Source organism: Ammoniphilus resinae, from assembly GCF_017873965.1.
GTDB lineage: Bacteria > Bacillota > Bacilli > Aneurinibacillales > RAOX-1 > Ammoniphilus_A > Ammoniphilus_A resinae.
In genome coordinates, this window is record NZ_JAGGKT010000002.1 from 472,901 (window position 1) to 487,854 (window position 14,954).

Consider the following 14,954-nt stretch of genomic DNA (forward strand, 5'->3'; position numbering starts at 1 on the left):
TTTTCTAAAAGAGAATAAGGAGAGAACGGCTCCTACTATTGCTCCCGCTTCTATCGCACTCCTCTTTATTCTCAATATCACGCATCTTGGTTACAAAAGGATCGCAACAATCTAATAGTTGAATTTGAGTGAACATCAGTGATTCCGTTGTGCCCCATGACTGGCCTCGGCAACGACCGAGGATTCCTCCGTAGCTATACAAACCACGATCTGTCTCCCATTGACCAGAAAATGATGGGCGAATCCTATTGGAATTTCCATGATCCGATCGTATTCTCGACATCCGGTCTGCTAAGGACTCGCCTAAAGAACTTTCCTCGTTCTCGTCAACGGAAATTGTTTGGCAAGTTGAATATCAAAGAAATACCCCATTATTTAAGCAGGATTTTCTACTTTCGGGATATTAATATGCAATTTTTCAGATTTTTTTGTATGATATAAGTTGTAAAGGGATTGGATGAAGAAGATGTCGAATCAAAATCCAGTGATTAACGAAACTAACCTTCTACTAAAAAATTTGATAGATAGTTCTCATGATGGAATTACAATTGCTGATGAAAACAGGAAAATCATCTGGTATAATAAAGCATTTCATCGCTTGTCCGGGTTAACTTCACAACAAATAGATGGCTATATTAGCTACCAACTCGTCGGAAAAGGCTTTCAAGAAACCTCGACTGTTAAGGAGGCCATTCACTACAGAAAAGTAGTGACTAGATTTATTAAATATTCAAGCGGCTTAGAATGTCTGGTCACTTCTAGTTTCTGATTACGAGAAAAAATTTTAATAGACTATTTATCAAAGAATACGATGACACAGTGTGCAGATTTATTGAAGATTTATTTGTCTACCCTTACACGAAAGAAACAGCGCTATGGGCTGTGAAGTGAATTTTCATTTCGGTAAACTTCAAATGAATGAAATGGAGGTAACCATGAGCAACGACTTTGAACTACTTGTCCAGAAAATCAATGAAATCCTTCATCAACAGGGGGAACTGAGTTCAAATCATCATTCTTTAGAGCCTGGTACATCAATCGTGGGTCCGAAGAGTATGATCACTTTCGCACTCAATCATCAGACTTGTCTTGCTTATCCTGTGGAGTCCGTTTCCGGGCCGATTGCTCAATTCATTTCCCTGCTTATCACCATGAATGAAAAAGCTACTGATCAACATTCGAAACATGAATCTTTCCTTTTAAAGGCAATTAATGAACCTTACACCCCAGGATTAAAAGCGGAATTGGAAATTCTGGGGTATTCAACAGATCTTACTTACTTGCCACTACTAATAAACTTTGACGATCCTGAGCAAGAATGGCGAGCAATTGTGGACGATTATTTTGCAAAACAATTTATAAGTGCCATTACAAATGGCACCGGCTATTACCTTATTTCATTGAAGGAATTTTCTATAGACCTTGAAGATAAGAAGGCTATAGAAGAACTAGGTATTGGATTAGTGGAGATTTTACGTGAAGAGGGATTTGATAAGATGACATTATCCTTTACAGAGCCCGTCAACACTATCAAGGATTGGAAATCATCCTTCGGGCAAGCCGAGACAATCATGAGAGCTGGCCAATTTTTCCACCCAGAAGAGAGAATCTTCTTCACATGGAATACTCCATTAGAGGTAATGCTATTTAACTTGCCAAAAGAAGACAGACGTTCTTTTATTCAATACGTTTTAGGAGCGAAAGAAAATGATACCTTTGATTCCGAAATGTATCGAACTTTAAAAGTTTTCCTTCAAGAAAACTTAAATATTAGTGAAACCGCAAGAAAGCTCTTTATCCATCGTAATACCTTAATCTATCGCCTGGAAAAATTCACTGCTGAAACGGGGCGGGATATCCGTAATGGAAATGAAGCCTTTTTGGTATATTTAGCTCTACTTCTCGAAAAAGGGCTACAGCAAAGTGACTAAATATAACAAGAAAAGTTTGTATAATCTGTCAATAGAAAACTACTAATTAAGGCTTTACAATAATATATAAGGAAATCACATAAAAGAGGAGGTTAAGAATGGCTGGTATTAAATTTAATCACATCAAAAAATCGTACGGAAATAACGCTTTAACTGTGAAGGATTTCCATTTAGATGTTCCAGATAAAGAATTTTTGGTACTTGTTGGTCCGTCTGGTTGTGGGAAATCAACAACACTTCGAATGATTGCTGGATTGGAAGAAATATCTGAGGGTGAACTTTTCATTGGGGATCGTATGGTTAATGATGTAGCCCCAAAGGATCGAGATATTGCCATGGTTTTCCAAAACTATGCGTTATATCCGCATATGAATGTATACGACAACATGGCCTTTGGTTTAAAGCTTCGTAAATTTTCTAAAACCGAAATAAACAAGCGTGTAAAAGAAGCAGCAAAAATCCTAGATATTGATCATTTACTAGACCGTAAGCCGAAAGCGCTTTCAGGTGGTCAAAGACAGCGTGTTGCTCTAGGACGGGCGATTGTCCGTGAACCGCAGGTATTCCTAATGGATGAGCCTTTATCCAACTTAGACGCAAAACTCCGTGTGCAGATGAGAACTGAAATAAGTAAGTTACATAAACGATTGGAAACCACCATTGTCTATGTTACACACGATCAGACCGAGGCAATGACCATGGGTGACCGGATCGTCGTTATGTACGACGGCATCGTTCAACAGGTGGCAACTCCCCAAGAAATCTACAACTATCCCGCGAACCGTTTTGTTGCCGGATTTATCGGATCTCCTGCAATGAATTTTCTCAATGGATCTTTAATCGAGGATAACCAAAGTCTTTACTTTAAAAACGACTCTATATCTATCCAGATTCCAGAAGGTAAGGCTAAGATCCTTCGAGCACAAAACTATGTAGGGCAAGAAGTGATTTTTGGAATTCGCCCAGAAGATATCCATGATGAATTGATCTTCTTAGAATCAGCTCCAAAAGCCACGTTTACCTCTACTATTGATGTCGCCGAGAATATGGGTTCTGAGTTGTATTTATACCTAAACACAGGTGAAAACAATATTACCGCAAGGGTAAAAGGAAGATCGGAATTAAAAAGAGGCCAAAATGTAAAATTGGCATTCGACATGAATAAATGCCACTTCTTCGATGCAAAGAGTGAGGTGGCTATACGATAAAGTCAAATTGTGATTTATTTAAAAACCGGGCATAGCCCGGTCTTTTATTGCTGTTATTGGTGATTATCCCAGATAGACTTGGATTCGGACAGGAACCACCCACCCTCTCTTAACCTCAATCAAAAAATCTCCCTTAATCCTTAATCTCCCACCTGAATTCCCTCCAAAAATAAGGGCAATTCATCCCAAATTTCGTCAGAAATTGGTTCACAAGCAGCTCGAAAGCACCCTTCAACCTCTTCCGCAGATGAAGCGCCAATCAGCGTGCAGGCAAATTCAGGCTGGCGAAGACTGAATTGCAGGGCCAAGCTTAGTACGTCAACCTTCCGATGTCGACACCATTCATGCACCTTGAGCGCAGCAGCCACTTCAGCCTGAGGCGGTGTCCAACGTGGTGTGCCAATTCCCAGCGGATCACGTCCTGATAAGAGACCCATTGCTAATACAGCCCCATTAACAACACCCACTCCTTTTTGCCGAGCATAGGAACATACTCCCCTAATGGCACTTTGACGAAGCAGCGTATAATCATTGACAGAAAGTACCATATCTAACTGCGTTGAATCAATCGCCTGACGAATCAATTCATGACTCTGCACACCGATGCCAATCGCTCGGATTACGCCCTGACGTTTCAAGTCTACCAACGCTTCAAGGGCTCCCCCACTAGCCAAGGCCAAATTGAGATGTGGAGGCAACGGATCATGAATCAACGCAATGTCTAAGTAATCAACCCCAAGCACCTTCAAACTGTTCTCGATGCTCCAATAGGCAGCATCGGCAGAATAATCCTGGTAACGTTCCCGATGTGTTCCCACCTTGCTAGAAAGATAGAAACGATCTCTTGGTACGCCACGCAGCGCTAATCCCATCCGTCTTTCCGCTTCAAAATAATAAGGGGAGGTATCAAGCCAATTCATCCCAAGTTCTAATCCTTTTTCAACGGCAGCCACTCCTTCTGCATCTGAAACGGCCCCGAAAATTCCACCAAGACCGGCCCCCCCTAAACCCATAAGGGTTGTCTCCATGTGTGTGTGACCTAACCTTCGTTTCTCCAAAGGGTGAGGAGTTTTCATTGTGTCGCATCCTTTCCATCGCCATATAATTCTTCCACTAAACTGGTATAACCTTCAAAAATTCAATTAGTAAAAAGATAGTCTGGATTATCGAACAGTTCTTTTAAAACGAGGGCTCCGGAACCAATCAAATTGGCCATCTCCCCTAGTTGTGAAAATTTAACCCGCATCCGCTGTTTGGGAACAGGAAGTGCTCGAAGCCTAACGTGCCGCTCAATTTGTTCAATTAACCGGTCACCTAACAGACTCATTTCTCCATGGATGATGACTAACTCTGGGTTAAGTGTGTTAGCAAGATTAGCAATACCAACCCCAAGGTATTTCCCCAGATCGTAGATGGCCATTTGCTCAACAACTGTATCGCCTTGTTCGATTGCCTCAGCAATAAGCTGAATGGAGAGGTCATCTGGAGATTCTACCATTTCTTTTAATTTCAATGTTCTTGATAGATTCTTAGCCACCTTTACTTGTAATGCGTTAGATGAGGCAAATACTTCCCAACAACCCTCGTTGCCGCATTGACAAGCTGGTCCATCCATTTGAATCGTGGTATGCCCAATCTCTCCAAAGCTATTATCGATTCCACGGACAATTTGCTGATTGATGATAATCCCAGCCCCGATGCCAACATCTGTTTCAAGACTGACAAAGGTTTGAATATCTTTTCCATCTCCAAACATTTTTTCGGCTAAAACTAGATTTCGGCACTCATTATCTACCCAAACAGGGGTTTGGAACTTCTCAAATAAACTTTCTCCAAGACTAAAATCATGTAAGTTCTCAAAGTTCGTGGCGGTGATGATTTTTCCTGTTTGTGTTTCTACCAATCCAGGACAACCAACACCAATGCCGCGAACCAGAATTTCCAACGTATTTGCCTTCTCGTTTAGTTCTTCTACCATTTCATAAATTTTGGCTAGAATGCTTGATTTTGATTCCTTTTTCGTTGTTGGCTTATTGATCTTCCACAGGGTATTGGCTGACAAATCGATTAGTGCTGCCTCTATGAAACGAAAACCAAGATGCAAGGAAATAATGGCCCCGCCTTTGGAATTAAAGGCAATCAGCTTTGGACGTTTTCCTCCCTGATCGGTGGATGTTCCAATCCCGCTTACTTTAATGAAACCTTCCCCTATTAATTCATCAACCAAGGAAGAAACGGTAGGACGACTTAGTCCTAATTCCTTTGAGATCTCCGGCTGTGTTGTTTCCTCAAGATTTCGGATCAATTTTAGAATGCCAAGTTTGTTAATTTGTTTAACATCTGTCTTCCTTGAGATGATTAGCATGATGTTTGCACTCCAATCTTTACGTTAAGAAGGGGGACCTTTGAAAATTGGGGTCAGACCTCTGTCGAAATTTACTGAATCAGCTATCTACTCTTTGTAATAGAAAATCTTTGGTTCGATAAATTTCGACAGAGGTCTGACCCCATTACTTTAGTCCCCCTTGATCTACTTCTACTGTTCAGCTTTTTGTTGCAGCTGATCTAAGGCCTCTTGTGGTGTTTTTTGACCAAGAAGGGCCTCTTGGACCGCTTTGATCGTTTCCAGACGCATTTCCGTAAATTTTGGATCCGTTAATGGATAAAACTTTGCAATTGGAAGCTGTGAGATGAATTGCGCAGTCAAAGGATCCTGGTTGGACATGCTTTCTCCTGCAGCCTTCGTGGCTGGAAGCATGCCTTCAGTTTTCATAAACTCTTCATATCGTTTATCGTCATATAGGAAATCAAGGAATTTTCCAACCGCATCGGGATGCTTGGTACTCTTAAATACCATTAGAAAATCTTCTACCCCTAGGTTAAAAGGTTCTTTCCCTTCATTTGTAGGAATCGGAGCTACCCCATACTGTAAATTGGGGGCATCCTTTTTCAAGATCGTAGGCAAGAAATTGGCAGTGATCATCATACCAACCTTTCCTGCGCCAAATACCTTTTGCAATTCATCCCGATTAATCGCTGTAGGCTGAGGGTTCGTTACTTTATCCTTTTGAACTAAGTCGGCTAAGAACTGGAGACCTTCCACATTTTCAGGTGTGTTCAAGACCCACTTGCCATCCCTTTTCCAGTCCCCGCCATTCCCCCAGATAAAATAGGAGAAATAGGCTTGACCTTCAAAGGTTGTCATTGGTACTCCAAACCCGTCTACACCTGTCTTTTCTTTAATCGTTTTCGCAGTTTGACGAAGCTCTTCCCATGTTTTGGGCGGCTCAGAAATGCCTGCTTGTTCAAAAAGCTCTTTATTATAGTATAAACCACGAATAGATGCGAGAAGTGGAAGTCCATAGGCTGTACCGTCTAACTCTCCTGCTTGGTAGAAAGATTCATAGAATTTGGCTTTTAATTCTGGTGAAATGACTTCATCCAAAGGAAGAAGCAGATCGTCACCAGCATAAGCGGCATAATGATTCAAGTTAAGAATATCAGGCGTTTGGTTTGTGCTGACCATGGTATTCACCTTTTGTTCTAGAACATCCCATCCTACGATTTGCAGGTTTACCTTAATGTCGCTATTCTCTTTTTCGAAGTCTTCTACTACCTTTTGCAGAAACGGTCCTGTTTCATTACTATATTGGGCAGCAACAAAGGTGATTTCCTTCTTTTCTCCACTGCTTGAAGAGGGCGTACTGTTTGTTGGTTTTGCCTCTTCTTTGGGTTCACTGCTGGAACAAGCCATAAGTAGGGTGGACATTAGCATAAATAGCGATACGATTACCCCCATCCATCTGAACGGCCTCATCTTCTTCATTCTCGATTCCCCCTCATTCGAATTCGTTTGGAATACCGATTTGCAGGCTTTTTCTCGTACAACCGCTACAGGCAATCACCCCCTTTAAGCTGTGTGAGCAACTGCATTACCTTTTCTTCGACCAATCCCCCTGCTTCAGGAAGGAGTTGACTCGTCCTTGCCGTCTTAATTTCATAACCGCCCTCTTTAAACGCACACTCTGTTGGTACGTAACCGATATAGTCATTGGCCAACCCAATGATCATCGTATGGGAAAAGGGGGACTGCATCTTGATTTCTAATCCGAACTCGACGAAAAACTCACCAGGTAAACTAACCATGGCTAGATTTCCTAATTGAACTACCTGTAATTCAGTTTGAACGAACGGTTCCGATATTTTAGAAAGGGCAATGATTTCCTTGGCATACGCCTCTTCCGGCACCCCATCAAGGAGGGAAGGGATCTTCCCATTCACCCTTTCAAGTAAGGCAGCAGCCTGTTCCACCTGTTCATGAGTAATCGTCCGTCGAGGCAGCTTGATGGGCTTCGTGATAGCTTGAAGCTCGACATCTGTTTGGTACTCTATTCCTGCGATGACCTCACAAACCCCTGTGGCTAGTCGTGATCCAATTCTCTCCGCTTCCTCAAATCCTCTTCCTTGATAGGGATCCCGCACATTGATGTGATTGATATTCCCCTCTGCTCCGTTCGCAAAAAGAACCACCACATCCTCTCCAAACTGCTGTTGAAGAGCCCGCGTCAACCCATCGATGTAATCCCTGGAAATGAGCCAATCTTTCCCTACTAAAATAGCAGAGTGAAGCGTAAAGTTCACAACTAGACAGCGAATTCTCTGTTGCACATCCTGTATGGAAATGACAAACAAGTCGGGATCAATTGGCCCTGCCGGACAATCGACTTCTATCGGATCTAATCCTTCCCAATTCATTCTCAGGGTTCCGTCCTTCATCCAGATCCGTCGGTTAAAGCTAAGCGAGTCCTCGTTTCCTTTCCCTACGCCAAGCCTTGCTTCCCACGTACTTGCCAAACAAGCAACGGCACCACCGACTAGCTTTTTCTCCAACTCTTCAAGATAGTGGACAACAAGTGGATCGTAATCATTTTTAAAGGATTCCATGACATCAGGACCCGAATGCGTGTGTGTCGCAAAAAGCACGATCTGCTGCGGGAGAACCCCCGTCCGTTGATGAATCTTCGCTTTTATTGTTTGTACAAAAGGACCAAAAACTCCCACGATATCCAACCCAATAAATAATAGTTCGCTTTCTTTTTCCTTTAAATAAAGAAAATTCGCATATAGAGGATCATGAACACCCCTTGAACGGTTATCTTCCCGTACATTCCCTCCTAGTGGTGTTCCAACCACAGGTGTAATATCCACTCGACAGCAAGCTGCCCTCATCTAGTGACGACCTCCCCGGATAGATGGATGTGATCCACTCCATGTCTCGCCTCATACATCACGACCTTTAATTCCTTGCAAACTTCCCCCCCTGCTTCGACCCACTCCGCTGATTGGTTTCGAATCGCTTCATTGAGACCGTCTTCTCCCTTGTCCGGACGGCTAGTAAAGGGTTCAACGGCCATGGTGTAAGCATTTCCGTACCAAGGATAGCCTATGGTTCCGCTGAATTCTTGCCAAACCCAAAGATGTGAAAAATCGGTTACTGGCCAGACCATCCCGATTCCCACCCCGAGGCGCCGGTTTGTCAGGGCAAACCATCCTGATGTAAAAGAGGTAGCGTAAAACATATCTGTAGATGAGGTTGTCGGACTGGGAATCTGACGAAGATCGATGGGCCGGTTCTCTTGATCCGTTGCAAAGGGCCAAACAAACCGTTTCCCGGATGGCATCCGGTTCCTTTCATTAGGCATTTCCGAAGTTAAAATCTCGCAAGGCGGTAAGTCCAGGATACATTCTTCCCCAAGAAAAGGCGCCCCAAAGCTCGGATGATGACCCCACATGTAATGCATGCCTGTTTTCCCAATATTCAGGATGGTTTCACGGATGAACAGAATTGGCTTCCCGCTTTCTAAACGAATTCTTTTTTCCAGAATAAAAGGGGTTCGTAAAGTTTGGACCGTGAATAGCACCTCCACAACCTCGGGTTCATCGAAGAGTACTCTCGCCTCCCAAGCGCTTGAGGCCACCTCCCCATGCTGTCCTAAATGGGCCCCTCGATAAAACGAAGGTCCGCTGGCCGAAGGAAAAATCTCTTGCCATCCCCCATGGTATTGATCCATAAATACCCCTTGCGGATTCGAGATCGATGGCGTGTGATTAGGATGGCTTATACCGATTGGGGATCTCCAAAGGAAATCGACATCTTTAGGTTTATAGAGCAGTTCAAAAATATCCGTTCCTTTATCCAAAAAAAGGGATATCCGGATGTACTCATTCTGCATCACCAGAGTACGAATTCCCTTGTAGGTGGTCTGGGGAGCGATTCGGCAGCCATAATGCCGATCCGTGTTCAGCCCAATCATTTATTCATGCCTCTAGCTTCAATTGGAATGATTTCCTCGATTTCCCCTTGACGAATAGCAACCAATTCATCAGCCAAGTTCACGGTCGGGCAGACATGGTTTGGGATGATTTCGACTCGGTCCCCAATGTTTAATTGGAGTTCAGGTGGTGTCAGAATAACGCCGTGTTCTTCAGAAAGCCAACTAACCGTTAACCCCGGGATCGTCTTCACCAGCCCATGCCCCTCGGTATAGAGGCTCTTATCCGATGAAAGAGTCTTCGAGCCTGCATCGACAATTGCCCGTTCCAAGGAGGGTCTGCTAACAACCGTTGCGTAGATAGTCAAAGCACAATCCTCTGGAGAAACTAAGCCCAAAGCTACCATCGTAGCATCGTGAAAAACATAGGTCCCAGGACGGATTTCTGTAATTCCCTCAACTTCATCGCAGTAAAATGACGTCGGAGATGATCCTACACTAATTTCCGGAATATCGATTCCCAACTTTTCCAAAGCTTGCCTTTTCGTTTGTACTAAGAGTGAACCTTCTTGTTTGCTTACCTCGATTTGTTCTACTTTAGACTTCGCCTTATACGAATGTCCACCATGTGTCATAAGCCCTTGGATCTTGATATAGGGAAGCTTAAGAATTGACTCGATCAAAGCTACCGTTTCATTTCCTGGTTCCCTTCCGCAGCGGTTCAGTCCTGTATTGACATCAATATAAATGGGTAAGGCCCTGCCTAAGCGTTCACCTACAATGGAGATTCCGGCGGCTACCTCGAAACTATCAAGGGACAGAATCACATCGGTATCCTGAGCAAGCTTCTCTAACCTTTTTAATTTCTGTTCCCCCACGATTGGATAAGCAATCAAAATATTAGTAATTCCATACTTACGCATCACTTCAGCTTCACCCAGTTTGGCAACCGTAATCCCGGAGGCTCCCATTTCCATCTGCTTTAGGGCAATGTGTGGGCTCTTATGGGTTTTGACGTGAGGGCGTAAACGGACCCCAGCCTCCCGTGCCTTGTTGGCCATGTTCTCGATATTTCTTTCCATCTTTTCTAGATCGACAACCAATGCCGGTGTATCAATATGCTCGATCATTTTTGATCTCTCCCTTCGTGTTAGTCCTTAACCCCACCCGCAGTAAGTCCACTGATCAGGTATTTTTCAATCAAGAGGAATAGAATCACAACCGGAACGATGGCAACGAGTGAGGTGGCAAACACATACTGCCATTGCACATCATACATCCCGAAAAAGGCATAAATCCCCACCGTTAAAGGCTTCATCTCTTCTGTTGAAATAAATGTAAGGGCCACTGCAAATTCATTCCATGCCGCGATGAAAACGAAGATCACGGTGGTGATTATCCCCGGTAGTGCCAACGGAAGAATGATTTTGCGAAGGGCTTGTGCTTTGGTGCATCCATCAAGCCAAGCTGCCTGCTCTAATTCATAAGGAATCGTAGAAAAATAGCCGCTTAGAATCCAAACCGCGAAAGCTTGATTAAATGCAGCATTCGTCAGTACTAATCCCCATACAGAATCCATTAATCCAAACCATTGAATCTCACGGAATAAACCCACCAGCAGGACGATCGGAGAAAACATTTGCGTGATCATAATTAAGTACATGTAAAACTTCTTTCCAGCAAATTTCATTCTGGCCATGGCATACGCAGCTGGAATCGCACAAATCAGGGTTAGCACCGTCGCTCCCCCGGCGACGATAAGGGTATTGAGCAAATAATCAGAGAGAGGCACCTTCTCCCAAATGTCTAGAAAGTTGGTGAACACCCAATGCTGGGGAAGAATGGTTGGTGGGATCGAATAGACCTCTTCTTTACTCTTCAAGGATGTAAGAATCATAATTACATAGGGGAATAACAATACCACAAATAGTAGATAGGCTAAAACCGGGTTAATTATTTTTTGGAATTTGCCTGTTTTCTGCATTTACTGTTCCCTCCTCAAGGCAATCGTCACATACAGAATGGAAAAGACGAGGAGGAGAAGAAAGCTGATCACAGAAACAGCTGCTGCTTCGCCCATTTTTTGTGACATGAAAGCAAGCTTGTATAAATAGGTAATGATCGTGTCAGTCTGGTTGACGGGGTCCCCTTTGGTCATCGACCAGATAATTGGGAAGGAGTTGAACACATAGATCGTATTTAAAACGGTACTAATTGTCAGCGGTTGTCTAAGAAGAGGAAGTGTTATATGCACAAATTTGCTCCATCTATTTGCTCCGTCTACACTAGCGGATTCATACAAGTCTGCTGGTATCGCTTGTAGACCGGATAGAATGACAAAACTGGTAAAGGGGATGGTAACAAAAATCCCCACGCCGATCATTACCGGAAAGGAAATGGAAGGGTCAGCTAACCAATAAATATTTTCGTCGATAATATGTAGCTTCATCAAGATCAAGTTGAAAACACCATAGTTGTAATCCAAAATATATTTCCATATGACGGATGTGATGATTAAAGAAACAGCCCAGGGAATGATCAAAGCCGATCGTACCAATCGACGGCCGGGAAACTCCTGATTCAGTAATGACGCAATTCCTAAAGATAGCAGCGTGCTAATCCCTACAACACCAACTGTCCAGACGAGGGTGTTCTTAAGTACTAGTGGAAACGTAGGATCATTTAAAACATTGGAAAAGTTCCCCCATCCAATAAAGCCTTTTTTCAAACCAGAAAGACTAATCTTCGAAAACGAAATAGAAAACAATTCGTAGATCGGAAATATAATGACCACTACGATTAAGATGAGACTTGGCAGCAACCAAAGATAAGGTACGATCAATTGGCTCTTCCGTTGTTTTGGAACCTTCTTTTTGTTTGTTAAGGCTAGCTTAGTACCTGCTTCGATTTTTTCTAGATTCATAGTTCCCCCCCGTTTTTCCGACTTACGGATGGCAGAGTTAGAGGAGTAACCCCCTCTAACCTTCTATTTCTTGACAGCGATAACATCAATCTCTACTTTTATGCCGAGAAGCTGACTCCCTACCGTCGTTCTAACTGGATACGGTTCCTGAAAATATTTCTTATACACTTCGTTAAATGCATGAAAGTCTGCCAAATCACTAAGATGGACGGTGCTTTTTACCACATCGCTCATGCTTGCACCAGCCTCTTCTAAAATATGTTTGATGTTTTCCAATACCTTTACCGTTTGTTCCTCGACTGTTTCACCGACCACCTTTCCTGTTTCCGGGTCAATCGGACCCTGGCCTGCCGTAAAAATCAGGTTGTCAAATTGAATCCCTTGGGAATAAGGACCAGCAGGTACCGGTGCTAAGGTTGTTTTAAGCTCTTTTTTCATTATTTCATCCTCCTTATTTGGCGTTTATTTGACCAAACCACACCATTCAACCATGGTCAGGGCATATAGTTTCACAAGATTAAAGAAGTCCTCCACATCGATGTATTCATCGGGGGCGTGGGCATTGCCTCCTTTTGGTCCCCAGATCACAGCAGGCGTTTGGCTATGCAGATTAAACATGAAGGAGTCACAGGCAAAAGGCGCACCCTGCACAGGCAGTCCGTCCGGATATACCCTTGATGATATTTGCGAAAGCACTTCAATCGAAGGGTGATTTTCAGGGATCCCTGTTGCGGGAAGAAAACGAATTAGTTTTTCAATCCTCGCTGGCATTTGCTGTAGTAGTGGTTCGTCTATCGCCTTCTCCTGATAAAAACCTACAAAATCCTGAAACAATTCCTCTTCCGTTGTCCCAGGGTAGCACTGTATCCATACTTCGATCGTGCAGGTGCTTGGCACCCGGTCACATAGTGGCACCCGGTCACATAGTGGCAGATTTGCTGGTCCAGCCTTCACGCCTTGTACGTATGCAGGTAGTCCTGGATCCTTTGCAAACCATTTAGAGGTGGATCGCTTTGCTGCGTGGTAAGCTTCATATTGGTGAAATATATCCAAGAATTTCGCGGCTGCAAAGACTGGGTTGGCAAGCGCTTCTCCGCTAAAGGAACGGCCAGCTCTCCCCTTAAAGGTGATGCGAAACATGCTCCCCCCCTGATTCTCCGGACAAATTGCCAAATTAGACGGTTCAGGAACAATCGCTAAATCAGCTTCATACCCCCGTAAACGACAGGCTAGTGTCCCATTTGCTCCACCGTATTCTTCATCTACCACCGTCTCAATGAGAACGTCACCCGCCAAGGGGATTTGCAGTTCTTTGATCAGCTGCAAAGCCATCATCGCTGCTGCCATCCCGCCTTTCATGTCAAAAATCCCTAACCCATACTGCTTGCCATCCATTACAGCTCCGCTATAAGGGTCTTGCGTCCAAGGGTCATCTCCTTGTGGCACAGTATCCACATGACCAGAGAATAGGAGCGATCTGCCTGAACCTTTTCCCCTCATTCTAGCTACCACATTCGGTCGATTTTCATAGTTTCTTTCCCCTAAATAAGCCGGATGGGTAAGTAGCTCCTCCACCTCGGTCGGTAAAAACCGATCCAACTCACACCCTAGTCCGCTTAAAAATTGGTAGATATGTTCCTGCACTGCTAGTTCATCCCCGTTTGGATATCGATTCTGACTGGGAATAGAAACTAAACCACGATTAAATTCCAAAATATAGTCTCTATGCTCATCAACCCAACGGCAAATATCCAAATACATACAAGCCTCCCCCTATCTTCCCTACTCTTGGCAAATTTGTCCTCCGTCTACAACCAGCTCTGTTCCCGTAATAAAAGAGGCTTCGTCAGAGGCCAAAAAGGCAAACGCGTTGGCGACTTCGTCTACTTTTCCATACCGATTGAGCGGGATCTTGCTGGTATATTCACGCACGGTTTCCTCAGACATGCCACCTTCCAAGGCTAGTTCGGTCAAGATAAATCCAGGACAAACAGAATTCACTCGGATGTTATAGGGGGCTAGTTCTATCGCCATGGATTTTCCTAACAAAATTACCCCTGCTTTCGTCGCATTGTAATGAGCTAAACCAGGTTCTCCAAGGATTCCATTGGTTGATCCCATGTTCACAATGGCACCGGACTTTTGCTCCTTCATCTCTCTAGCGACGATTTGTGAGCAGAGAAAAACACCCGAAAGATTAATATTTAATGTCGCCTGCCAATTTTCGTCGGCAATTTCTAAAAAGGGTTCAAATCTCGCTATTCCTGCATTATTTGCTAAGATATCGATTTTCCCAAATTTCCCTTTTGTAAATTCAACCAATGTCATGACCTTATCCCTTTTGGTCACATCGGTTACAACACTATGTATTTCCCCAAAGCTTGTTAATTCCTCTTGAGCCTGTTCCAAGCGCTTCGGCTCCACATCACAAATAACGACCTGTGCCCCTTCCTGGAGAAATTTCTTGGCAATTGCTTTTCCAATACCTCTCCCGCCCCCTGTCACAATAGCCGATTTTCCTTGTAATCGCATGGACTATACCTCCTGCGTTAGTTTGTAAAGTTTCCTTTCTAACTAAATAATAATAAATAGACCACCGATAGTCAACAGAATATTAAGA

General features: G+C 43.6%; 15 protein-coding genes. 3 read left to right on the top strand and 12 right to left on the bottom strand.

Annotated features, from left to right (window positions below; genetic code table 11):
• Positions 1–135 precede the first annotated feature (135 nt).
• Entirely contained in the window at positions 136–261 is a 126-nt protein-coding gene (locus tag J2Z37_RS06390; RefSeq protein WP_209809381.1) for a hypothetical protein, read from the bottom strand.
• Between the two features lie 205 nt (positions 262–466).
• Here J2Z37_RS06390 and J2Z37_RS06395 point away from each other — a divergent pair, with 205 nt between their 5' ends.
• From J2Z37_RS06395 to J2Z37_RS06405, 3 genes are all read left to right on the top strand, one after another.
• A complete protein-coding gene (locus J2Z37_RS06395; protein WP_209809382.1) occupies positions 467–769 on the top strand; it encodes a PAS domain-containing protein in 303 nt (100 codons plus the stop codon).
• A 166-nt stretch (positions 770–935) separates the two neighbouring features.
• The gene (locus J2Z37_RS06400; protein ID WP_209809383.1) at positions 936–1,931 is read left to right on the top strand and encodes a PucR family transcriptional regulator; all 996 of its coding nucleotides are present in this window, start codon (positions 936–938) and stop codon (positions 1,929–1,931) included.
• A gap of 98 nt (positions 1,932–2,029) precedes the next feature.
• A complete protein-coding gene (locus tag J2Z37_RS06405) occupies positions 2,030–3,139 on the top strand; it encodes an ABC transporter ATP-binding protein (protein WP_209809384.1) in 1,110 nt (369 codons plus the stop codon).
• Between the two features lie 140 nt (positions 3,140–3,279).
• Here J2Z37_RS06405 and J2Z37_RS06410 read toward each other — a convergent pair whose 3' ends face one another.
• The 11 genes from J2Z37_RS06410 to J2Z37_RS06460 form a co-directional block, all read right to left on the bottom strand.
• The gene (locus J2Z37_RS06410) at positions 3,280–4,152 is read right to left on the bottom strand and encodes an aldo/keto reductase (RefSeq protein ID WP_209809385.1); all 873 of its coding nucleotides are present in this window, start codon (positions 4,150–4,152) and stop codon (positions 3,280–3,282) included.
• Positions 4,153–4,277: 125 nt separating this feature from the next.
• Positions 4,278–5,504 carry an ROK family transcriptional regulator gene (locus tag J2Z37_RS06415; protein ID WP_209809386.1) on the bottom strand — a complete coding sequence of 409 codons (1,227 nt, stop codon included), beginning with the start codon at positions 5,502–5,504 and terminating at the stop codon, positions 4,278–4,280.
• A 171-nt stretch (positions 5,505–5,675) separates the two neighbouring features.
• Positions 5,676–6,965: an ABC transporter substrate-binding protein gene (locus J2Z37_RS06420; RefSeq protein WP_209809387.1), complete on the bottom strand. Its 1,290-nt coding sequence runs from the start codon at positions 6,963–6,965 to the stop codon at positions 5,676–5,678.
• Between the two features lie 65 nt (positions 6,966–7,030).
• Positions 7,031–8,368, bottom strand: coding sequence for a hypothetical protein (locus J2Z37_RS06425; RefSeq protein ID WP_209809388.1), 1,338 nt, complete (start codon positions 8,366–8,368; stop codon positions 7,031–7,033).
• Complete coding sequence (locus J2Z37_RS06430; protein ID WP_209809389.1) at positions 8,365–9,453, bottom strand: DUF4432 family protein; 1,089 nt, start codon at positions 9,451–9,453, stop codon at positions 8,365–8,367. Before J2Z37_RS06430 ends, J2Z37_RS06425 begins: the two co-directional genes overlap by 4 nt.
• Entirely contained in the window at positions 9,450–10,541 is a 1,092-nt protein-coding gene (locus J2Z37_RS06435) for an alanine racemase (RefSeq protein ID WP_209809390.1), read from the bottom strand. Before J2Z37_RS06435 ends, J2Z37_RS06430 begins: the two co-directional genes overlap by 4 nt.
• A gap of 20 nt (positions 10,542–10,561) precedes the next feature.
• Complete coding sequence (locus J2Z37_RS06440; RefSeq protein WP_209809391.1) at positions 10,562–11,395, bottom strand: carbohydrate ABC transporter permease; 834 nt, start codon at positions 11,393–11,395, stop codon at positions 10,562–10,564.
• A complete protein-coding gene (locus J2Z37_RS06445; protein WP_209809392.1) occupies positions 11,396–12,334 on the bottom strand; it encodes a carbohydrate ABC transporter permease in 939 nt (312 codons plus the stop codon).
• 63 nt (positions 12,335–12,397) lie between these two features.
• Positions 12,398–12,772 (bottom strand): RidA family protein, encoded by a 375-nt coding sequence (locus tag J2Z37_RS06450; RefSeq protein ID WP_209809393.1) that lies wholly within the window; start codon positions 12,770–12,772, stop codon positions 12,398–12,400.
• Between the two features lie 24 nt (positions 12,773–12,796).
• Entirely contained in the window at positions 12,797–14,095 is a 1,299-nt protein-coding gene (locus J2Z37_RS06455) for a M20/M25/M40 family metallo-hydrolase (protein WP_209809394.1), read from the bottom strand.
• Positions 14,096–14,116: 21 nt separating this feature from the next.
• Positions 14,117–14,866 carry an SDR family NAD(P)-dependent oxidoreductase gene (locus J2Z37_RS06460; RefSeq protein ID WP_209809395.1) on the bottom strand — a complete coding sequence of 250 codons (750 nt, stop codon included), beginning with the start codon at positions 14,864–14,866 and terminating at the stop codon, positions 14,117–14,119.
• Positions 14,867–14,954 lie beyond the last annotated feature (88 nt).